Below are 20,495 nucleotides of genomic sequence, written 5' to 3' on the forward strand. Positions count from 1 at the left end.
TGCGCCCGTACGCAGAGGTAGGGCGATGCCCGGAGCCGTCAGGAACAGTCCGCTCGCGGCGGCGCGTGGATGTGCCGAGTAAGAGAGTCCGGGCACACCTGCGCGCGAGAACACCGCAGGACGACAGGACAAGGGGCTCCGGTGGATCCGGCTGTCTCAGCGGACAGCGGCACCCACGGGTGGCCCCCGGAAGGTGAGGGAACAGCACAGAAGCAGACGCACCGGGGCCGGAGCGCCGACAGCACGGCGCCTGTGTACGTCAGGGCGGCGGAACGGCGTGGGCAGGGCCCCGAGCAGCCGCAGAGGAGCCGCCAGCCAGGCCGCCGTCGCCCGGAGAACGCGGAAGACGGCCCGCTCGCCATGGGCAAGCCACAGCCCGCACAGGACCGCGGCCAAGAGGTGCGCGGCGAACATGCCGACCGAGGCCGCACCGCTCATGCCCGCCATGTCGTGCATGCCGTGCATGTGGTCGAAGCCGGCCATGCCGTGGACCGTGCGGTCGGCGGACCCCATGCCCATCCCACCCATGGAGCCCCTGCCCATCGAGCCCATGTCCACGGCGCCCGTGCCCGTCGAGGGACGGGTGTGGAGCATGGCCGTGGGGCCGGACGCCGACGACTGCGCCAGCGAGAAGGTCTCGTGGAGTACCACCTGGGCGGCGGTCACGACCGCGACGATCGACGTGCGGCCGCGTTCCCGGCCGGCCAGCAGCCAGCCTGCCACGCCGGTCCCGATCGCTCCCGCGGCCATGGCCCACCAGGGGACGGGGGTTCCCGACATGGTCGCGTGACCGAGGGCGGCGAGCAGCACGCAGGCGGCGGCGAACACGCCGGCCCGCGCTGTGCGGCACCACCCTGGGACAGTCATAGCCCGCTCATCCTCGCACCCGGGGTCCGATCGTCGTCAGGGGGTACGCACGAACACCCACCCTCCGACTCACCGACAAGGAGGTGACACAACTCACAGCAGACACACGGGAACTCAGGGAGCCCAGGGAACGACTACTGCAGCGACACCGTACCCGGCCGAACCACCACAGCTAGGACCTTGACTGGGCCGCTGTGTCGGAACTCCAGGGTGAACGGCACGAGATCACCCGAACGCCACGCGTCCGAGGGCACGGGCACCGTCAGGTCGATCCCGCTCGGCGACATGGCGAGGTTGTCGCCCGCCGCGACGGAGACGGAGTCGATCACTGACCGGTAGGCCGCGTTGCCCTGTCTCATGCGGTGCCGGGAGAGCGTGACGTCGTCGGGAACGTCACGTGCGGTGATCCGGACGAGTGTGTCGGCGGAGCCGCCTTCGTTGGCGATGCGGAAGAACGCCGCCGTCTCCGGGACTCCGGCGGACGGCAGCAGTATCCGCCCCTCCGTGACACGGACCCGCGCCGGGCTGCCGGCCCGGCCCGTGCCGACCCAGGCGGTCAGCCCCGCCAACGCAACACTGCACGCCGCGACGGGCACCAGGACCGCGAGCGTGCCGTCCCGCAGCCGCCGCCGGTCGAGGCCCCTCGGCCAGGAGACCCGACCCTTGATCCGCCTCATCGAACACCCGCCTTCCCACCGCGCGTCCCAGCGGCCCGACCACGGGCCGCAGACGGCTGCCAGCCGCGCAGCCGCAGGCTGTTCGCCACCACGAGCACGGAGCTCATCGACATCGCCGCGGCGGCGACCATGGGATCGAGCAGGCCGACCATGGCCAGCGGCACGGTGACGATGTTGTAGCCGAACGCCCATGCCAGGTTGGCCCGGATCGTGCCCAGAGTGCGCCGGGCCAGCCCGACCGCGTCGACAAGGGCTTCGATGTCTCCGCGGGCCAGGGTCAGGTCGGCCGCGCCGATGGCCACGTCGGTGCCGCTGCCCATGGCGATGCCCAGATCGGCGCCGGCCAGCGCCGCGGCGTCGTTCACACCGTCGCCGACCACCGCCACCCGTGCGCCCTCCTGCTTCAGCTCCCGTACGAGGGCGGCCTTGTCCTCGGGGGTGCAGCGGGCGTGCACCTCGTCGATGCCGAGCGCGGCGCCGACGGCCTCGGCAGGCACCTTGCGGTCGCCGGTGGCCAGCACCGGGCGGATACCGAGCCGGCGCAACCGGTCCACGGCCCGGTAGCTGCCAGGGCGCACCACGTCGCCGACCGCTATCAACGCCTTGGCTCGGCCGTCCACCCGCACCAGAACCGGTGTGTGCGCGGCCTCCTCCGCCACGGTCAGCGTCTTGGCCAGCGCGCGCGGCAGCTTGCCGTCCGGCGCGCCGACCTCGATCTCAAGGCCGTCCACACGGCCGCTGACCCCGTAGCCGGGGACCGCGGCGAAGTCCGTCACGTCCGGCAGCGGTTCGCCGTCCCCCGTACGGCGCGCGTACGCGGTGATCGCCCGCCCGATCGGGTGCTCGGAGCCCTGCTCCACGGCCCCGGCCAGCCGCACCACCGCCTCCTGCCCGACCGCGCCCGGCAGCGCGGTGACCTTGGCCACCGTCATGTGACCGGTGGTCAGCGTGCCGGTCTTGTCCAGGACGACCGTGTCCACATGCTGAAGGGCCTCCAGCGTCCGCGGCCCCCTCACCAGCACGCCCAACTGCGCCCCACGCCCGGTGGCGGCCATCAGGGCGGTCGGTGTCGCCAGCCCCAGCGCGCAGGGGCAGGCCACGACGAGAACGGCCACGCAGGCGGTGAGGGCCGCCTCCGGATCGGCTCCGGCACCCAGCCAGAACCCGAGGACGGTCACCGCGATGGCGAGGACGACGGGTACGAACACTCCGGCGACCGCGTCGGCCAGCCGCTGTGCCCGCGCCTTGCCGGCCTGCGCCTCCGTGACGAGGCGGGTGATCCGCGCCAGCTGGGTGTCCGCGCCGACCGCCGTGGCCTCGACGAGAAGCAGTCCACCGGCGTTGACGGCGCCGCCGACCAGAGCCGAGCCGGGGCTCACTTCCACGGGCTCGCTCTCGCCGGTGACCAGGGACAGATCCACGGCGGAGGTGCCCTGCGTCACCCGCCCGTCGGTCGCAACCCGCTCGCCCGGGCGCACCACGAAGACCTGCCCTGCGCGCAGCCGCTCGATGGGGATCGACCGCTCGCCGAGCTCATCGCGTACCGACACCTTCTTGGCCGCCAGCTCGGCGAGCGACCGCAGCGCCGCCCCGGTCCCCCGCCGGGCCCGCCCCTCCAGGAACCGCCCGGTCAGCACGAACAGCGGGACGCTCACGGCCGCTTCCAGATACAGGTGCGCCATACCCTCGGACGCGGATGGCACCAGGCTGAACGACATCCGCATCCCCGGCTCACCCGCCCCGCCGAGGAACAATGCGTACACCGACCACGAGAACGACGCCACGACCCCCAGCGAGACCAGGGTGTCCATAGTGGCCGTGGAGTGGCGCAGCCCACGCAGCGCCCGGACGTGGAAGGGCCATGCGCTCCACACCGCCACCGGGGCGGCCAGCACGAGACACAGCCACTGCCAGTTGCGGAACTGCAGGGCCGGCACCATCGACAGCACCAGCACCGGCACGGCCAGCAGCGCGGTGACCGTGATCCGTTCGCGCTCGCGCCGGGACTCGATCTCGTCCTCGTCCGCCGCCTCGGAGTCCTCGCCGTCATCACTCACGGGCAGCGTGGCCTGGTATCCGGCCTGTTCGACCGCGGTGACGAGGGCCTCGGGTGCGACATCGGCCGGGTGGCTGACCCGGGCGAGCCCCGTGGCCAGGTTGACCATGGCCGTGACACCCGCCAGCTTGCCGAGCTTCTTCTCCACCCGCCGCACACAGGCCGCACAGGTCATCCCGCCCACGGTGATGTCCGTGACGACCAGGCTCGCCGTCGGTTCGACCGCCATCACTCACCGCTCCCATGGCTCATCCCGGGCATGTCGTCCACGCCCCCGCCGTTCCCGCCGCTGCCCCCGGTTCTTCCGGTGCCGTGCATGCCGGGCGCCACCGGCCCCGCCGCCGACCCGACGGCATAGGACACCGAGAACAGCAGCACCAGCAGGAGCAGAAATCCGCAGAGCGCGGGAGGCGGCAGCAGTCTGCGGCGGGTCACACCGGTAGAGCGGGGTGACAACGGAATATCGGCCATGCCCGACCTTCCTGGTCGCATCGAACCGTCGTGCAGGTGATGGCAGTTGTAGCCGTACCGTTCCAGTAGTCGGGTCGACAGAGCGTCGAGTTCCGGGACCTAATCGTGACTTACATCACCATCACTGACGCCATTGACCGAATCCCGCGGAGCAAGGAGCCACAGGCGAGGCCGGCGGCCGCGGATACGGGACAGGGCAGGCGCACCCGGGAACCGCTCGACATGCGGTGGGTCTACGTCACCCGTCGGATCGGACAGGCCAAGGGCCGAGTTCCGGAATGAGCCTCATCGACGGACACCGGATCGGACCTGGCGATCGCGACCGGCATGAAGGACTCCGCGGTGCCCCAGCCCGCAGGGCCGGTCCGAAACGGGACCCGTCCCGCGAATCCCGGTCTCCTCGATCTGTATGTAGTCGGGGCCGATGGCCGCTTGGTTCCCGGTCCTGGACCGATGGCGTGGTGGGGCGCGTCGTGGGCTGCAGGCGCCACGGAGAGACCTGGCGAGGCTGCTAGCTTCGCGCACCTGGTTCGAGGGCGATGCCGGGATCACCGGCGGGTGCGGAGACGGCGGTGGCGGTGGTGAAGGCGAGTGGATTTCCCGAGGAGTCGGCCGGTGTTCCTGTTCGGCGTCGTAGCCTCCTGGCGTCGGCTGCGTTGGCGGCGGGTACACCGGCCTCTGTGGCCGCTTGTACCCACAGCCCCAGACGTTCGGAGCCCGAACGGTACGCCGCACCGCAACACGGGACCGTGGGCCGCCTGGTTGCCGTCCCCGAGGAGAACCGCGGCGTCGACTGGCTCAGATCGGCCCTTCAGGTGGCCGTGGAAATCGAGCTCTCCACCATCCCGCCCTATCTGTGCGGCTGGTGGTCCATCAAGAACCGCAAGTGTGACGCCGCCCGGCTGATCCGGCGCATCATCTCCGACGAGATGTACCACCTCGGTATCGTCTGCAATCTGCTGGCGGGGTTGGGGGGCCGGCCGCGGATCAAGGAGTCGGCACCGGTCTACCCGGGTCCGTTGCCGGGCGGGGTGCATCCAGGGGTCGACGTGTACCTGTCGGGTCTGACCAAGGCACTGGTGCGGGACGTGATGATGGCCATCGAGGCGCCTGCGGCACCACTGACCGACAGCGCGCGTGAACCCCTCAGCATCGGCCACTTCTACGACGAACTGCTCAAGGCGTTCCGGGTGGTGGCACCCGATCTTTCCGTCGACCGGCAGATGCACGAACGCATCGGTGAGGACACACTCAGACCTGCCAAGACCCTTGAGGACATCGAGCGCTCGATCGAGATCATCAAGGACCAGGGGGAAGGCACCTCGGTCTCCCCGGCCGACGGCCTGGGAGACGGCCACATGGCGCACTACTACGCCTTCGCCGAGATTTACCACGGTCGGCAACTGCGTGAGGCCGGCGGCACGTGGCAGTTCACCGGAGCAGCGGTCCCCTTCCCCGACACGCGGCCCATGTCCATGGTCCCGGCGGGCGGCTGGGACAGGGCGCCCGCCGGGGCCCGGCGACTCCTGGACGACTTCGACCGCACATACGCCTCTCTTCTGGAAGCGCTCGACACGGCGTGGGGCGAAGGCGACCCCCACAGTCTCAGGACGGCTGTGCGGCGTATGCGCAGGCTGGAGACTCCCGCCGTGGACCTGATGGAGATGCCCATCACCGGCACCAAGGAGACCTATGGCCCTCAGTTCCGTCCCCGCGGATGACCCACGCCGGTCGGCGTCCGGGAACCCGACCGTATGGCGCCGACGCCAGGTGCAAGGCACCGGTTACAACCCTACGCACGTTCGCGCCACCGGGGACGGAACGTGGAGCGTAGAAGACGCCTCCAGGACGTTGGGGTTCTGGCTGGCGAAGGGCTACGACCTGGTTCGCTGCGAGGGGATCGACACCCAGAGCCTGCCCCGATAGCCACCAGCCGACCGGCCCGCTGCCGGACTCCGATGCGGGCCGTCCGGAGCCGTCATCGTGTCAGTTCTGGCAGCCGCACCCGGAGGCGCTCTTGGCCTCGGTGACGGTCAGGGTGCGGTCGGCGGCCGTCTCGGCCGGGGTGCAGCAGGCGTTCACACCGCAGCAGGCATCGGCCGACTCCGTCACCCCGGAATGGGTGTCAACGGCCACCGGCTTGACGGCGCGGACGATGGCAGAGTGCATACCGTCGGCGACGGCGTGCGTCGGGGTGATCTCGACGTCGGCGAACCCCGCGGCCTCCAAACCCTCCCGGTACTCGGCGAAGGACAGTGCGCCCGCGATGCAGCCGGCATGGTCGCCGTGCTCGCCCCGCTGCGCGGACGTGAGCCTGTCGTCGGCGACGACGTCGGAGACGCCGATACGTCCGCCGGGCTTCAGCACCCGGAACGTCTCGGCAAACACGGCAGGCTTGTCCGTGGACAGGTTGATCACGCAGTTGGAGATCACGACGTCGATGGTGTTCGCGGGCAGCGGGATGGCCTCGATGGTGCCCTTGAGGAACTCGACGTTCATCGCGCCCGCCTTCTCGGCGTTTGCCAGGGCGAGTTCGAGCATCTCGTCGGTCATGTCCAGCCCGTACGCCTTGCCGGTGGGGCCGACACGGCGGGCGGACAACAGGACGTCGATACCTCCCCCGGAACCGAGGTCCAGAACATGCTCGCCCGCGCGCAGTTCGGCAACGGCGGTGGGATTGCCGCAGCCGAGAGAGGCGGCGACGGCCTCGGCCGGCAGGGCGTCGCGATCGTCGGCGGCGTAGAGGGTGGAGCCGAAGTTCTCGTCGACCTCGACCGGCTCGGGTCCGCAACAGGCGGTGCCGCCCTCGGTGACCTTCACGGCCGCCGCGGCGTACCGCTGGCGGACGGTTTCGCGCAGGTCAGTGGTCGTCTGCTCGCTCATGACTCACTCCCAGATGACGGGTCGCAGCACGGACCCGGAACGGCTTGTATCGACGTTCATTGATGCAACCTTGCGCCTTGGATCGAAAAACGTCAACATAGAGGCATGTCGAAACAAGAGCTTGAGGTGACCGGCCAGGACGCAGCCTGCTGCCCGGGCCTGTCCGCCGCGCCCCTGGCCGAAGACCAGGCCGCCGACCTGGCGAAAGTCTTCAAGGCCCTGGGCGATCCGGCCCGACTGCGCCTGGTGTCGATGATCGCCTCGCGCGGCGAGGGCGGCGAGGTCTGCGTGTGCGAGCTGACCCCGGCCTTCGACCTGTCCCAGCCGACGATCTCCCACCACCTCAAGCTCCTGCGCCAGGCCGGACTCATCGACTGCGAGCGCCGCGGCACCTGGGTCTACTACTGGGTGCTGCCCGGCGTCCTCGACAAGCTCGCCGCGGTCCTGACCACCACGCAGCCTGCCGGAGCCGGCGCATGAGCACCTCTCTCGCCCGCCGGGCCGCCGCCGAGGCAATCGGCACCGGACTGCTGGTGGCGGTGGTGGTCGGCTCCGGCATCCAAGCCACCGAGCTGTCGCGCGACGTCGGTGTACAGCTGCTCGCCAACTCCCTCGCCACGGTCTTCGGCCTGGGCGTGCTCATTCTGCTGCTCAGGCCGGTCTCCGGCGCGCACTTCAACCCGGTCGTCACGCTCGCCGCCTGGTTCACCGGCCGCCGTGATCCGGACGGCCTGGCCCTGCGGGACGTCGCCGCGTACGTACCCGCCCAGATCACGGGCGCGACCGGCGGGGCTGTCCTGGCCGATGCGATGTTCGCCGAGCCGCTGGTCAAGTTCTCCGCCCACGACCGGTCCGCCGGTCACCTGCTGCTGGGGGAGGTCGTCGCGACGACCGGGCTGATCCTTCTGATCTTCGGCCTCAGCCGGATCAGCCGGGCCGCGCTCGCCCCCGCGGCGGTGGCCTCCTACATCGGCGCCGCGTACTGGTTCACCTCCTCCACGTCCTTCGCGAACCCGGCGGTGACCATCGGCCGGACGTTCACCGACACCTTCGCCGGCATCGCCCCTGCCTCCGTCGCCCCGTTCATCGCGGCCCAGGTGCTGGGAGCCGTGCTCGGTCTGGGGGCCGTCGCTGTGGTCTACGGCCGTCCTGCTCCCATCCCGGATGAGGTCGTCGTCCCGCACGGCGAGCCGGAACCCGCCGTCTCCTGACCGATCCGTTCTCCCGAGAAAGTCCCTGTTTCATGAGCTCTTCCGCCACGCCGCGCCCGTCGGTGCTGTTCGTCTGCGTCCACAACGCCGGCCGCTCCCAGATGGCCGCCGCCTTCCTCGCTCACCTCGCGGACGACCGCGTCGAGGTCCGCTCCGCCGGCTCGGCTCCCGCGGACACCGTCAACCCGGCCGTGGTCGAAGCGATGAGCGAGGTCGGCATCGACATCTCCGCCGAGACCCCGAAGATCCTCACGGTGGAGGCCGTCCGGGCATCCGACGTGGTCATCACCATGGGGTGCGGCGACGCCTGCCCCGTCTTCCCTGGCAAGCGGTACCTCGACTGGCAGCTCGACGACCCTGCCGGACAGGGTGTTGAGGCCGTACGCCCCATCCGCGACGCGATCGAGTCTCGCGTCCGGGTGCTGATTTCGGAAGTGACGCCCGGCTGACAGACCGGTCACTCGCGCTGGTTCAAGGCCCTGGTCCGCTACCGGTTGGCTTCCCGGGCAGCCTCCAGTTCGGCTTCGCGCTCCGCCAGGGACGCCTTCAGATCGACTGTCTGCTGCGCTACCAGGCCAGCGGAGCGATGGGGCCGCGCGATGAAGCGGGCGGACGGTCCTCTGCGGTGACCCGTGGCAGGCCGGCGACCGTCGTCTCCGGCAACGCCCTGGCGGTCGCTCCACGCGGTCCGCGCAACACCGGAGGGAACAGAGAGTCCCCAGCAGCCTCCAAAGACGTTTGGCTTTCCAAGGGTGAAGGCCACGACCTCGCTGACCCTCGACCTCCCCAGCCCGCGACGGCACCGGCCGGCACAGACGGCCCCCAGCTCCACGACGACGACGAGGGCTGCGACCAGGACGGTCGCGAAGGTCGACAACACGTTCAGCTCTCAGGACTCACCGACGACGCCGGCGAACGACGGAGCCTCCGCCCCGACAACAGGCTGTTCCAGCCCGCCCAATTGGGACGGCGACCTTCCCCCGGAAACCCCTGAGGACGTACGGTTCCCGCTCCGCACCCGGCCGCCCCGCCACACACAGCCGCAGCGGTCGGCCACCACATCGATGCCACGCCCGAAACGGGAACACACAGGAGATCAGCACCGACCCAGCACGGGACGGGTCTCCTCGGGTGATGACAGGTGCCTGCAGGTCAGCACACAGTAAGCACGGGTAGTACCAGAGGCCCGGAGCGCTCCGGGGCTCTAGCACTGTGACCTGCATGTTTGCTATAAGTGACGATCACTGCTAAATCGACACGGTAGATACCTTATTGATATGACTGCGGGATGGATCTCCTCGCCCATCTGGAGGCGTACGTCGCGACGGTCGACGAGTCGAGCTTCTCGCGCGCGGCCGACCGGCTCGGGATCGCCCAGCCGCTGCTCAGCCGCCGTATCAAGACGCTCGAGGCCCACTTCGGGGGCCCGTTGTTCGACCGGTCAAGGCGGCAGGTGGCGACGACCGAGTTCGGCATGCTGCTGCTTCCGTACGCACAGGACGTGCTGGACCGGGCCGAGCGGCTGGGACAGGCGGCCCGGTCCGCCCGGCAGGCGCGGGTGCGTGCGGTCGGGGTGCCCGCGGACTGTCCTCCGGCGGCGCTGGCGCGCGTGCTCCGTGCCGGTGCCGAACGCGGGATCACCCTCGGCGTACGCGAACTGCCGCCTCAGGAGCGGGTGGCCGGGCTGGCCGACGGATCGCTCTCCTGCGCACTGGTGCGTGTCGCTCCGGAGCACGCCGCGTTCCGGGTACCGCTCGGCCTGGCCTCGGCGCCGCCGGCCGATGCGCGGGAACCGGCACGCACCGACGCTGAGCCGGCACCCGCCGACGCGCAGGAGGCCACACGCGCGGATGCGCAGGAGCCCGCACGCGCGGATGCGCAGGAGGCCACACGCGGCGATGTGCGGGAAAACCGGCCGCGTGCGGTGCACCTGGAGGACCTGCGACCGCGCCGCAGGCGGGCCACGGACGGTGAACGGACCGCCGCGCCGCCCCTCGTGATCCTGCCGGAGGACGAAGTGCCGTACGCGTACGACAGGTTGGTGCGTGCCGCCGCCCGGTCCGGGCTGCCCGAAGGGCAGATCCGGTCGGCCGGTCCGGCGGCCACCGCGCTCGCCGAGACCCTGGCCGGCCGGTCGATGCTGCTGTGTGCCGAGCCGTTCGCACGGCAGCACGGGGCGAGGTGGGCGCCGCTCGCCGATGCCTCACTGCACCGGGGGTACGACGTGCACGGAACACGGCGCCAGCGGGGCGCGGAGGACGTTCCCGGCTGGCTGGTCGCCGCGCTGGCGGGAGCGGCCGGCGCCGCGGCTCCCGTACCGGATCCGCGGCGGCCCGGGCCCGTTGGCGAGGACGTCCCGGCGCGGCTGGCGGCTCGCGGATGAGCGCGGAACCGCCCTACCGTCCGGCCTGCGTCGCCGGTGACGGCGCCCTGCTCGACGTCGCCGAGGCGGTCGCGCGCGACTGGGCGGCCCTCGGGGTCCGCGGCTCGTTCCTCGCCCGTAACATCGACTCGGGCGAGCAACTCGGCTTCGACGTCGACGAGTCGCTGCCCCTGGCCTCGGTGGTGAAGGTCCCGCTCGCTCTGGCCGTGCTGGACCTGATCGCCGCCGGGGACCTCGACCCGGCCCACGCGGTGACGCTCGATCCGGCCACGAGCAGCGTCGGGCCCACCGGGCTCGCGGCGTTCCGGCACCCGGCCACCGTGGCCGTCGGCGACCTGCTCCTGCTGATGCTGGCGGTGAGCGACAACGCCGCCGCCGACGCGCTGTTCGCCCTGGTGCCGATGGCCGAGGTCGACACACGCCTACGGGCGTGGGGTTGCGAAGGCATACGGGTGCGGCACCGGATGAACCATATGTACGAATGCGCCGCCGGGGCAGCCGGCAACGACTTCTCCCTCGCCCTGGAACTGGCCGTGCGGGACGAGCGCGCGGGGCGGCACACCATCGAGACCCTGGATCCGGCACACGCCAACCTCGGCTCGGCCGCGGCACTCGTGGACCTGCTGCAGCGGATTTGGCGGGACGAGATCTCCCGTCCCCGCGCGACGGCCGAGCTGCGCCGGCTGATGGGCCTTCAGGTCTTCACCCAGCGGCTGGCTAGCGAGCTGCGCGCGGACTCGCTGCGGCTGAGCGGCAAGACGGGCACGTTCCTGCATCTGCGGCACGAGATCGGGGTGGTGGAGGCGGAGTCCGGCGACCGGGTGGCCATGGCCGCGCTCACCCGGGCGGACCGGCGGGCGGGCCTGGCGCCGGACATCGACTTCGCCATCGGGAACGCTGCACGGCAGGCCTTCGAGGCACTGCGCGGCTGAGCCGGCACGGTGGCGGAGGACGCCACGCGGATGCGCGCCCAGCCGGTCCGGCGCCCAGGAACCGGTCTCCGGCCGCCAGTCCCCGTTCTCCGGTCTCCGGTCTCCGGTCTCCGGTGATCGGTCTCCGGCCACGGACCACCGGAGACCGATCACCGGCCACCGGTCCCCAATCCCCGGTCCCCGGGTCCCCGGGTCCCCGGTCTCCGGTCTCGGCTAGGAGCGTGGGTCAGTATTCGCCGTCGTGTGGGTCCAGGTGATCTCGAAGTACCTGACGCGTTCATCTTGTCCGGCCGGCCGCATGCCGACTGCCATCATGACGTGCTGGGACGCGATGTTGTCGTGGTCGGCGTCGCCCTTCACACAGGTGACACCGCGTGACCGCGCGAACAGCAGCAGTCCGCGGAGGGCTTCGGAGGCGTATCCCTTGCCTCGCGCTGACGGGATGATGCACTTCTCACTTACACCGGCGCGCAGGTCGACGCGGACGCTCCCACCGCTACCAAGATCCCGCGCGACGGCCTCGAAGCCTGGCTGCGTGACCTGAGGACGGCCGCGCAGGCCGGTACCCACGACGGCCGGAACTGACGGGCCGACAGCACCTCACCGGGCAGACCGGCTCATCCGGCGGTTGTAGCGTGGCCGGATGAGGAGTGACGGATATCGGGACGTGGCCGAGGCCGCGTGGTCGTGGGTGCTGGACCACGTGCGCGAGGACGAGGGTCCGTGGCTCGTGGAGACGGTGGTGGAGGGCGCTCCGGAAGCCCCGTCACCGGCACAGGACCGCGACTCGCTGTACGCGGGAATCGCCGGCCTGGCCCCGGTGCTGGCCGAGATCGCGCAGTACCGGGAACTGAGCGCGACGGAAGCGGCACTGGCGACCGGCATCGTGACCAGGCTGTCGGCACAGGCCGGGCGGCGGACGGAGCCCTCGCTGTACGACGGCCTCGCAGGCGACGCGACGGCGCTCAGACTGCTCGCCCCGGGCGAGGAAGCCGTGGCGCTGCGGCGGCTGGCCGTCCTGGCCACCGGCGACGGATGGAAGACCACGCTCGATTTCGAGCCGGGCTCCGACGCGCCCCTGACGGACGTCATCATGGGGACCGCGGGCGTGGTGATGACGGCGGTCTGGGCGAAGAGCGAGTTCACCGAGGTGATCGCGACGACGGGAGGCGAGGCCCTGCTGCGGGCGGCGGACCGTACGGAAGCGGGCCTCGACTGGGGCATGACGCCGGGGAGACCGTCGAGGGCGCCGAACTACTCGCACGGAACGTCCGGGGTCGCGGCCGCACTGGCGGTCGCGGGCGCCGCCCTGGACCGCGAGGACTTCGTCGAGGCCGCGGTGGAAGGCGCCCGGCACGTCCTCTCGGTGGGGTCGTTGAAGGACGCGGGCTTCGTCGTCCCGCACACGATCCCGCCGTCGCGCCGGGAGGTGGAACCGGTGACGTACACGTGGTGCCACGGCCCGGCGGGTACCTCGCACCTGTTCACCGCGCTGGCGCACGCAGGGGTCACCGAGGTGGCGGGTCACCACGTCGACGAACTGCGGCAGCGCTGTCTGACCTCGATCCTCACCTCGGGTCTGCCGGAACGCCTCCGTCCCGGTTTCTGGGACAACGACGGCCGCTGCTGCGGAACGGCAGGCGTCGGAGACGTCCTGCTGGACGCCGCCCAGGACTGCCGGGCGCCGGAGAGGAGGCAGACCCTGCTGCGGGCCGCGCACCGCATGGGCGATGCGCTGGTCGACCGGGTCGTCAGGGACGGCGCGGGCGCCCGTTGGCGCTTTCTGGAACACCGCGAGGACCCGCCGCTGCTGCCGCCCCGGACGACGTGGATGCAGGGCGCGGCAGGCATCGCGGCCTACCTGCTGCGCCTCGCCCGGTACGGCGAGACCGGCCCCGACGCCCCGGTCGTGGACCGCCCGGACCAGTGGTGGGCGGTACCGGCACACCTGCGCAGTGCCCGGACGGAATCATGAGCGAGTGACCTCATTCGAGACAAGTAAGCCATAACGATCTCAGCAAAGCTGACCACGACCACGCACGAGGGCCCGCGGCGATCCACTGGCGCTTCGCGATCTTTCGTGCGAGATGATCTCGATATGCGTGGTGGGGATGGACTGTTCGAGGTCGAGCCGGTTGAGAGCAAACGGTCTCGGGGCCGTCCGGCGGTGGTGGACAAGACGTTTCGGGCCTTCGACCCGCACCAGGTCCTGCTGCTGCCTCCGTCGCTGGACGACTGGCTGCCCGAGGACCACCTCGCCCGGTTCGTCGCCGACCTGGTCGACGAGGTGCTCGACCTCTCGCCGGTGCGGGCAGACTACACCGAGAAGCGCGGCTACCCGCCCTACGATCCCCGGCTGATGCTGCGGCTGCTGATCTACGGCTACACCACCGGCGTCCGCTCCTCGCGGGCGATCGAGCGCAAGTGCACCGACGACGTCGCATTCCGGTTCCTGGCCGCCGACCACGCCCCGGACTACCGCTCGATCGCCCGGTTCCGCCGCCGCCACCTGGATGCCCTCGCCGACCTGTTCACCCAGTCCCTGTACCTCGCGCAGAAGCTCGACATGGTCAAGATGGGCCGCGTCGCCGTGGACGGCACGAAACTGGCGGCCAACGCCTCCAAGCACAAGGCGATGAGCTACGGCCGCCTGGTCGACAAGGAGGAGCGCGTCGAGGCCGAGATCGCCGCGCTGGAGGCCAAGGCCCACGCGCTGCTGGCCGACGCCGAGGCCACCGACACCGCCGAGGACCAGACCTTCGGTCCTGACGGCAAGGGCGTGGACCTGCCCGCCGAACTCGACCGCCGCGAGAAGCGCCTGGGCAGAATGCAGGCCGCCCGCGCCCAGATCGAGGCCGAAGCCGCCGACAACGCACGCCGTCACGCCGAGGAGAAGGAACGCCGCCGCCAGGAGCAGGCCGTCACCGACGCCGGACAGCAGGCCGCCGCGAAGGCGCGTCCGAAGCCCAAGGCGCAGGCCAACTTCACCGACCTCGACTCGCGGATCATGAAGAACAGCGACGGCGCCTACATCCAGGCATACAACGCCCAGGCCGTCGTGGACGAGAAGCACCAGGTCATCACCGCTGCCGACGTGACGACCAACCCCTCCGACGCGCTGAACTACACCACCATGCTCGACCAGTCGGCCTGGAACACCGGCCGCCACCCCAAGCAGGCGCTGGTTGACGCCGGCTACTGCTCCGAGGCCAATCTCAACGCCGCGAGGGACCGTCAACTGGTCTGCGGCACTGACACGTTCATGGCCACCGGACGCCTGGCACACGACGAGCAGGTCCCGCCCGCACCGCGTGGACGGATACCAGCGAACGCCACGCTGAAGGAGCGGATGGCCCGCAAGCTGCGGACCAAGCCCGGCAAGGCCGCTTACAGTCGCCGCAAGACCATCGTCGAACCCGTCTTCGGCCAGATCATGACCTGCCAGAACGGCCGCCAGCTCCTCCTGCGCGGCGAAGACGGCGCCCGCGGCGAGTGGCGCCTGCTGGCCGCCTGCCACAATCTCCGCAAGATCTTCCGACACACAGGAACCGCCGGACTCGCCGCCATGGTCGGCTGATCAGCGGGGCCGGCCCCGTCACGGTCCGACCAGGCCGCACACCTGACGGGCAGAACCCCCATCCCGGCCTCACAGACGGCGACCGGGCGACCGCGACTGATCCCACCGCTCACGGCCACTCGGCCAGCTGCCTGTTACTGACCCATGCTCCTAGGGGATGGGAATGCCTCGCTCCCGCTCCCTGAGGCGCGGCGGCAGCCCGGGCAGCGTGGCACGGGCAGGGGACGGACGGGGTGGATCGGGCACCTCCTGCACCGGCCCGGAGGCGCGGTGCCGGGCCGCGGCGGCTGCGACATAGTCCAGCGCCGTGAGCAGGCCGGTCAGGCGTCCGTGCGCGTCGGTGACCGGCAGCGCCTCCATGTGCTCCTCCGTCATCACGGCCGCGGCGCGGAACGTCGACTCCTCCGGATGGACCGTGACCGTACGGCGCCCGAACACGAGATCGCGCACCCGGCGCCGGGACAGCGTCACCGCCGGGGCCGCGCAGGCGACGGCCAGCTCGGCACCGTCGAGCACGCCCGCACAGCAGCCGTCGGCGCGGACCACCGGCAGCTGGCGCTGCCCGGACCGCTCCATGACCTCCCAGGCCATCAGCAGCGTCTCGTCCTCGCCGATCGAGTACGGCGCCGCGTTCATCAGGGCGCCCACCGAGAGCTCGTCGTCCACGGCTGCCTCCTCCCGCTCACCGCCGGCCGATCCGGGGACCGCCGCGGCGCCTTTGCGCGGGACGGCCGACCGGCGGTGGCTCGTCACGGTGATCAGCCCCTGCCGCCGCTCAGGTTCCGCCACTCGGGCCCGATGCGCTTCCATTCCTCGTCCCACTCGGCCAGCCGCCGCCGGACGAGCCGGGCCCGGACCAGCCAGCCCGTGGCCCACACGGCCGTGCCCGCGACCTGTGCCACGAGGACGCCGGCGAGAACCGTCTGCAGCATGCCCTCCGCCGGGGTGGTGGGCGCGGAGACGATCCGGCCCGAGCCGTCCGTCCACACCGTGACCGGGCTGCCCGTCGGCGCGCCCGGGCGGACCTTCGCCCGGTCCGTGTGCACGGCGCCGTTCCCGGTCGTCCAGCGCACGGTGGCCCATACCTGGCCGTCGTCGTACCCTCCGTCGGGCGCGGCCTTCGGCGCGCCGTCCGTGAGGACGGCGGACACGGCGTGCACCTGGGCCCGCCGCGCGGACAGCGCCGAGTCCATGGAGAGGGCCGCCGCCTGCCCCGCGAGCACTCCCGCCACCAGCGCGAGGATCCAGGTGCCGAGCACGATCCAGGCTTCGACGACGTCGCTGTGCCGCTTGAGGGTGTTGGGTCGCCACCGCCACAGCCGCACCCGTGCCACCGTCATGGGAGGTGTCCGTGTCATGGTCGCCGCCTCCTCTCGCCTTCCGGGCCGAGGTCCGGGTGACCGGGCGGACCGGGACGGTGCGCACCGCACGTCCACCACGCCGGCCACGGCTCGCGAGGCAGGCGGCGAGCGGCACCAGAGCCGATTCATGGATCCGGCCCGTAAGCGTCACCACACCATCGTGCACCTCGATCCGGACGGCTGCCGTGTCGATGGAAGAGCCGGCCGGAGTCCGTTTCCTCCCGCGGGTGGGACGTACGACCCGCCGGCAGGGCCGAACGGCACTGGAGAGCAGGTGCGGTCATGCGTCACAGTGGAGGCAGGAGCGGCACCGATCCCCCGCGGTGTCGCTCCGCTGCACTCCGCGAAGAAGCCGACCATGATCCGTAACGACCGTCCGGCGTACCGGCGCATCGAGCTCGACCGTCCCGAAGCGCTGCGGCTGCTGGGCAGTGTGTCCCTGGGAAGGCTCGTCTTCACCCGGCAGGCCCTGCCCACCGTCCGCCCGGTCGACCATGTCCTGTACGGCGGCGACATCGTCATCCGCACCCACGAGGGTGCGGCCCTGACCTCCCGGGCCGACCGGACCGGCGGCGTCGGTGTGGTCGTCGCCTACGAGGCCGACGCCATCGACCCGGACACGCACCTCGGCTGGAGCGTGGTGGTCACGGGCTACGCCCGCCTGGTCACGGACCCCGGCGAACTCGACCGCATCCGGGGGCTGCTGCACCCCTGGTCCCCGCACGGGGACATGGACCAGACGGTGCGCATCCGCCCCGATCTGGTCACCGGACTGCTGCTCACCGAGGCGGACACCGGCGGACGCGGTCCGCGGTGAGCGCGACCGGGGCCGCGCGACGGCTCGCGCCTTCGGGTGCGCCCCATGACGCGACTTGCCGGTGCGCACGATGTGTCGGTGCGCACGATCACGACCTGTCAGTCGTGCACGATCACGACCTCTCGGTGTGCACGATCACGGCTTCGCAGCCCGCGCGTTCACTTCTTCGCGGCCCGCACGTCCACCTCTTCACCGGCCCGCACATCCACCTCTCCGCGGCCCGCACATCCGCCTCTCCGCGGCCCGCACCTCCACCTCTTCACCGGCCCGCGCGCTCACCTCTTCGCTGCGCGCACGATCACGACCGGGCAGTTCGCGTGCTGGGAGACGTGCTGGCTGACGGAACCGAGCAGGGCGCGTGCGAAGCCGCCCCGCCCCCGGCTGCCGACCACCAGGACCTCGGCACCCTCGGCGGCCCGCAGCAGGACGTCGGCGGCATTGCCGTGCACCACGTGGGTCGTGACCGACCCGGCCGCGTCCGCGCCGAGCACGTCGGTCAGCTCCTGCCGCATCCGCTGCCGGGCGTCTTCCTCGTCCACGTCCATGTCCACGGCCGGCCCCGACCAGCCCTGCAGGCCGGGCAGTTCCCAGACGGCGACCGCCTCCACGGTGGCGCCGACGAGTCCGGCGTAGTGCAGGGCCCAGCGCAGCGCACCGTACGAGGACGGCGAACCGTCGACACCGACCACGACCCTCGGCTCGGAGACGTCCCTGTCCATGAGTCCCACCTCTCCTGCGGCTCTCGCGCCACCCGACCGGTCGCCCCCTCGTCTCCACGCTGCGCGAGGCGTCGCCGCCCCGCCACCGATGGACCTCCGGGGGCATGACGGACGGCACCCCGGCCCTTCGTCACGGCAGGACGCCTGGGTCCCGTCGGGTGCCGCTTCCGGTTCCCGCACGCTCGGCGGGTCGTGGGTTCATGCTGGAGGGAGGGCAGGACGGTCGAGGAGTGAGTGATCATGCATGCGCGCAGCGGCGACGCACCCCGGTTCACCGGGCGCGGTGAGTCCACGCGGGGGCACCTCCGACGGGAGGGGCCGTGAGCAGACGGGCCCGGGCACGGCGGCGGGGCGTACGCGGCGGCGACCGGCGGGCGGCGACCGGCGCGGCGCGGGTCCCGGCACCGCGGGCGAGGTCCGGCCGGCTGCCGCAACGTGCCCGGGGCACGGCCGGCGACTGGGTCCTGCTGCCCGGCGGCACCTGGCGGCGCGTCGAGACGATCCGGGTACGGAGCCTGTTCGGCTGAGGGCGGTGGAGGCGGAGTACGGCAGCGGGCAGGCACGGGAGCGGGCAGACGCAGAAGCCGGCGGGCGCAGAAATCGGCCCGCACAGGAACTGCCGGGCACAGAAGCCGGCAGGCACAGGAGCAGCCGGGCAGGGCAGGCGGCCGGGTACAAGAGCCGGCGGTCGTCTCAGGGCAGCAGGCGCTGCTCCTTCGCCACTGCCACGGCGCCGGCACGGGTGTCCACGCCGAGCTTGTCGTAGATGCGGCGGAGGTGGGTCTTGACCGTGGCCTCGCTGATGTACAGGGCGCGTGCGATGGCGTGGTTGGACAGGCCCTGGGAGAGTTGGGCGAGGATGTCGCGTTCGCGGGGAGTGAGGGCGGGCCGGGGGTTGCGCAGGCGGGCCATGACGCGGCCGGCGACCGGGAGTGAGAGGGCTGGGCGGCCCTGGGCGGAGGCATGGATCGCGGTGAAGAGGTCCTCGGGGCGCTCCGCCTTGAGGAGATAGCCGGTGGCTCCGGCCTCGATCGCACGGGTGACGTCCGCGTCGGTGTCGTACGTCGTCAGGACCAGGACGTGCGGGGCCGGTACGAGGGCGCGCAGCCGGCGGGTGGTGTCCACGCCGTCCATGCCGGTGCCCAGGTGCAGGTCCATCAGCACGACGTCCGGCGTCGTCCTGCGGGCCAGCGCCAGCGCCTCCTCGCCGCTGCCGGCCTCGCCGACGACCTCGATGTCCGGCGCGCTGTGCAGGAGCGCCAGCAGTCCGGCGCGTACGACGGCGTGGTCGTCGCAGACCAGGATGCGCACGGGACCGCCGCCGGTCGCCTCGGGTGTGCCGGTCATCTGGGCTCCAGCGGGATCGCGGCCGACAGGGCGGTGCCCTCGCCCGGCGCCGACTCGACGGTCAGGGTGCCGCCCAGCTGGCGCCACCAGGCCCAGCCAGGTCCGGCGGCGCAGGGTGGGGCGGGGGCCGAGGGCCGTGCCGAGCAGGTACAGCAGCGCCAGCAGCACGGACAGGCCGATGATCCACGGAGTGCGGGGACCGTCGGCGTGCCGGGCGAGGTAGCGGGCCAGGGAGGCGCCCAGCAGCACGAAGAACGCCGTGTGCATGACGACGGTGAGGGCACGGGTGTCGTCACGGTCGGGCATGGCCCCTGGCGGCTCCTCCCTCATCCGGCTCCTCCCTCGTCATCGCGCTGAACTGGGCAAACACCCTCCATTGTTCCCTGACCCGAGGCGTGCGGGGTCATCCGTTCGGATGACCACAGGGACCACCGGTCCGTCGACGGGGGGCCGCCGGTTCCGGGCCGAGGATCGTTGTGGGAGCCAGTCGGCCCCCGGATCCCGCTCCCGAAGGGTGCTCGCCATGTCCAGTCGCACGTCCCACCGCACGTCCGGCCGTATGTCCGGCCGTATGTCCGGCCGTATGCGCGGCCGCAAGATGCCGTCCCGCCGTACCCGCGTGCTCGTGGGCGGCGCCGTCCTCTCCGTCGCCGGTGCCGGTGCAGTCGGTACGGTCGCCGCCAGCGCCGCCGACTCCACGGGCACGGCACCCGCCGCCGTTGCCGCCCGGTCCGGCAACCTCACCGAGAGCCGGCACCTCACCCTCGACGCGGCCACGAGGGCGGCACAGGCCGCCGTGGACGCCGCCGAGCAGGACGGCCGGCAGGTGTCGGTGGCCGTCGTCGACCGCAACGGCAACACGCTGGTCACCCTGCGCGGGGACGGTGCGGGCCCGCAGTCGTACGCGTCCGCCGAACGCAAGGCGTTCACCGCCGTCTCCTGGAACGCCCCCACGTCCGAGCTGGCCAAGCGCCTGGAGCAGACACCGAACCTCAAGGACATCCCGGGCACGCTGTTCCTCGCGGGCGGCGCCCCGCTCACCGCCCACGACGCCCCGGTCGCGGGCATAGGCGTCGCGGGCGCCCCGTCCGGCGACCTGGACGAGCGGTACGCACAGGCCGGCGCGGCGACACTGGGCCGCTGAGGCCGGAGGCCGCGAGCGCGGCTACGAGCGCGGACCGCCTTCGGCAATAG

The 20,495-nt window shown here is 71.9% G+C and carries 20 protein-coding genes and 1 pseudogene; 11 read left to right on the forward strand and 10 right to left on the reverse strand.

Annotated elements, in window-relative coordinates; all coding sequences use genetic code 11:
• Window positions 1-156 precede the first annotated feature (156 nt).
• The 4 genes from ACZ7P3_RS14825 to ACZ7P3_RS14840 form a co-directional block, all read right to left on the reverse strand.
• A complete protein-coding gene (locus ACZ7P3_RS14825; protein ID WP_472081489.1) occupies window positions 157-867 on the reverse strand; it encodes a hypothetical protein in 711 nt (236 codons plus the stop codon).
• A gap of 134 nt (window positions 868-1,001) precedes the next feature.
• Window positions 1,002-1,544 carry a copper chaperone PCu(A)C gene (locus ACZ7P3_RS14830; protein ID WP_472081491.1) on the reverse strand — a complete coding sequence of 181 codons (543 nt, stop codon included), beginning with the start codon at window positions 1,542-1,544 and terminating at the stop codon, window positions 1,002-1,004.
• Complete coding sequence (locus tag ACZ7P3_RS14835; RefSeq protein ID WP_472081493.1) at window positions 1,541-3,829, reverse strand: heavy metal translocating P-type ATPase; 2,289 nt, start codon at window positions 3,827-3,829, stop codon at window positions 1,541-1,543. Before ACZ7P3_RS14835 ends, ACZ7P3_RS14830 begins: the two co-directional genes overlap by 4 nt.
• Window positions 3,829-4,071, reverse strand: coding sequence for a hypothetical protein (locus tag ACZ7P3_RS14840; RefSeq protein ID WP_472081495.1), 243 nt, complete (start codon window positions 4,069-4,071; stop codon window positions 3,829-3,831). The genes ACZ7P3_RS14835 and ACZ7P3_RS14840 overlap by 1 nt, the downstream gene beginning before the upstream one ends.
• Window positions 4,072-4,820: 749 nt before the next feature.
• Here ACZ7P3_RS14840 and ACZ7P3_RS14845 point away from each other — a divergent pair.
• Window positions 4,821-5,792, forward strand: coding sequence for a ferritin-like domain-containing protein (locus ACZ7P3_RS14845; protein WP_472081497.1), 972 nt, complete (start codon window positions 4,821-4,823; stop codon window positions 5,790-5,792).
• Window positions 5,793-6,057: 265 nt separating this feature from the next.
• Here ACZ7P3_RS14845 and arsM read toward each other — a convergent pair whose 3' ends face one another.
• The gene (gene arsM / locus ACZ7P3_RS14850) at window positions 6,058-6,954 is read right to left on the reverse strand and encodes an arsenite methyltransferase (protein WP_472081499.1); all 897 of its coding nucleotides are present in this window, start codon (window positions 6,952-6,954) and stop codon (window positions 6,058-6,060) included.
• A 105-nt stretch (window positions 6,955-7,059) separates the two neighbouring features.
• Here arsM and ACZ7P3_RS14855 point away from each other — a divergent pair, with 105 nt between their 5' ends.
• The 5 genes from ACZ7P3_RS14855 to ACZ7P3_RS14875 all read left to right on the forward strand — a co-directional run bounded on the left by ACZ7P3_RS14855 (window position 7,060) and on the right by ACZ7P3_RS14875 (window position 11,480).
• Window positions 7,060-7,434: an ArsR/SmtB family transcription factor gene (locus ACZ7P3_RS14855; protein WP_472081501.1), complete on the forward strand. Its 375-nt coding sequence runs from the start codon at window positions 7,060-7,062 to the stop codon at window positions 7,432-7,434.
• On the forward strand, window positions 7,431-8,165 hold the full coding sequence (locus ACZ7P3_RS14860; RefSeq protein ID WP_472081503.1) for an aquaporin: 735 nt from the start codon (window positions 7,431-7,433) through the stop codon (window positions 8,163-8,165). Before ACZ7P3_RS14855 ends, ACZ7P3_RS14860 begins: the two co-directional genes overlap by 4 nt.
• A 32-nt stretch (window positions 8,166-8,197) precedes the next feature.
• A complete protein-coding gene (locus tag ACZ7P3_RS14865; protein ID WP_472081505.1) occupies window positions 8,198-8,614 on the forward strand; it encodes an arsenate reductase ArsC in 417 nt (138 codons plus the stop codon).
• Window positions 8,615-9,453: 839 nt separating this feature from the next.
• Complete coding sequence (locus tag ACZ7P3_RS14870) at window positions 9,454-10,548, forward strand: LysR family transcriptional regulator (protein ID WP_472081507.1); 1,095 nt, start codon at window positions 9,454-9,456, stop codon at window positions 10,546-10,548.
• On the forward strand, window positions 10,545-11,480 hold the full coding sequence (locus ACZ7P3_RS14875) for a serine hydrolase (RefSeq protein WP_472081509.1): 936 nt from the start codon (window positions 10,545-10,547) through the stop codon (window positions 11,478-11,480). Before ACZ7P3_RS14870 ends, ACZ7P3_RS14875 begins: the two co-directional genes overlap by 4 nt.
• A gap of 213 nt (window positions 11,481-11,693) precedes the next feature.
• Here the strand turns inward: ACZ7P3_RS14875 and ACZ7P3_RS14880 are convergent.
• Window positions 11,694-11,927 (reverse strand): annotated as a pseudogene (locus ACZ7P3_RS14880) (GNAT family N-acetyltransferase); the annotation flags it as partial.
• 196 nt (window positions 11,928-12,123) lie between these two features.
• Between ACZ7P3_RS14880 and ACZ7P3_RS14885 the strand changes: the two are divergent.
• Both ACZ7P3_RS14885 and ACZ7P3_RS14890 read left to right on the forward strand, forming a co-directional pair.
• Complete coding sequence (locus ACZ7P3_RS14885) at window positions 12,124-13,455, forward strand: lanthionine synthetase LanC family protein (protein ID WP_472081510.1); 1,332 nt, start codon at window positions 12,124-12,126, stop codon at window positions 13,453-13,455.
• Window positions 13,456-13,650: 195 nt separating this feature from the next.
• Window positions 13,651-15,057 carry an IS1182 family transposase gene (locus tag ACZ7P3_RS14890; protein ID WP_472081512.1) on the forward strand — a complete coding sequence of 469 codons (1,407 nt, stop codon included), beginning with the start codon at window positions 13,651-13,653 and terminating at the stop codon, window positions 15,055-15,057.
• A 150-nt stretch (window positions 15,058-15,207) separates the two neighbouring features.
• Here ACZ7P3_RS14890 and ACZ7P3_RS14895 read toward each other — a convergent pair whose 3' ends face one another.
• Entirely contained in the window at window positions 15,208-15,723 is a 516-nt protein-coding gene (locus tag ACZ7P3_RS14895; RefSeq protein WP_472081514.1) for a CBS domain-containing protein, read from the reverse strand.
• Between the two features lie 92 nt (window positions 15,724-15,815).
• Complete coding sequence (locus tag ACZ7P3_RS14900; RefSeq protein ID WP_472081516.1) at window positions 15,816-16,415, reverse strand: Rv1733c family protein; 600 nt, start codon at window positions 16,413-16,415, stop codon at window positions 15,816-15,818.
• A 361-nt stretch (window positions 16,416-16,776) separates the two neighbouring features.
• Here ACZ7P3_RS14900 and ACZ7P3_RS14905 point away from each other — a divergent pair, with 361 nt between their 5' ends.
• Window positions 16,777-17,235, forward strand: coding sequence for a pyridoxamine 5'-phosphate oxidase family protein (locus ACZ7P3_RS14905; protein WP_472081518.1), 459 nt, complete (start codon window positions 16,777-16,779; stop codon window positions 17,233-17,235).
• 275 nt (window positions 17,236-17,510) lie between these two features.
• Here the strand turns inward: ACZ7P3_RS14905 and ACZ7P3_RS14910 are convergent, their stop codons facing one another.
• Complete coding sequence (locus ACZ7P3_RS14910) at window positions 17,511-17,954, reverse strand: universal stress protein (protein ID WP_472081520.1); 444 nt, start codon at window positions 17,952-17,954, stop codon at window positions 17,511-17,513.
• 320 nt (window positions 17,955-18,274) lie between these two features.
• On the opposite strand from ACZ7P3_RS14910, the gene ACZ7P3_RS14915 reads away from it, so the two are divergent.
• Entirely contained in the window at window positions 18,275-18,481 is a 207-nt protein-coding gene (locus tag ACZ7P3_RS14915) for a hypothetical protein (RefSeq protein ID WP_472081522.1), read from the forward strand.
• A gap of 166 nt (window positions 18,482-18,647) precedes the next feature.
• Here ACZ7P3_RS14915 and ACZ7P3_RS14920 read toward each other — a convergent pair whose 3' ends face one another.
• Entirely contained in the window at window positions 18,648-19,301 is a 654-nt protein-coding gene (locus tag ACZ7P3_RS14920; protein ID WP_472081524.1) for a response regulator, read from the reverse strand.
• 583 nt (window positions 19,302-19,884) lie between these two features.
• On the opposite strand from ACZ7P3_RS14920, the gene ACZ7P3_RS14925 reads away from it, so the two are divergent.
• Entirely contained in the window at window positions 19,885-20,445 is a 561-nt protein-coding gene (locus ACZ7P3_RS14925; protein ID WP_472081973.1) for a GlcG/HbpS family heme-binding protein, read from the forward strand.
• Window positions 20,446-20,495: the final 50 nt, after the last annotated feature.

This window comes from Streptomyces sp. NPDC107581 (assembly GCF_055657175.1).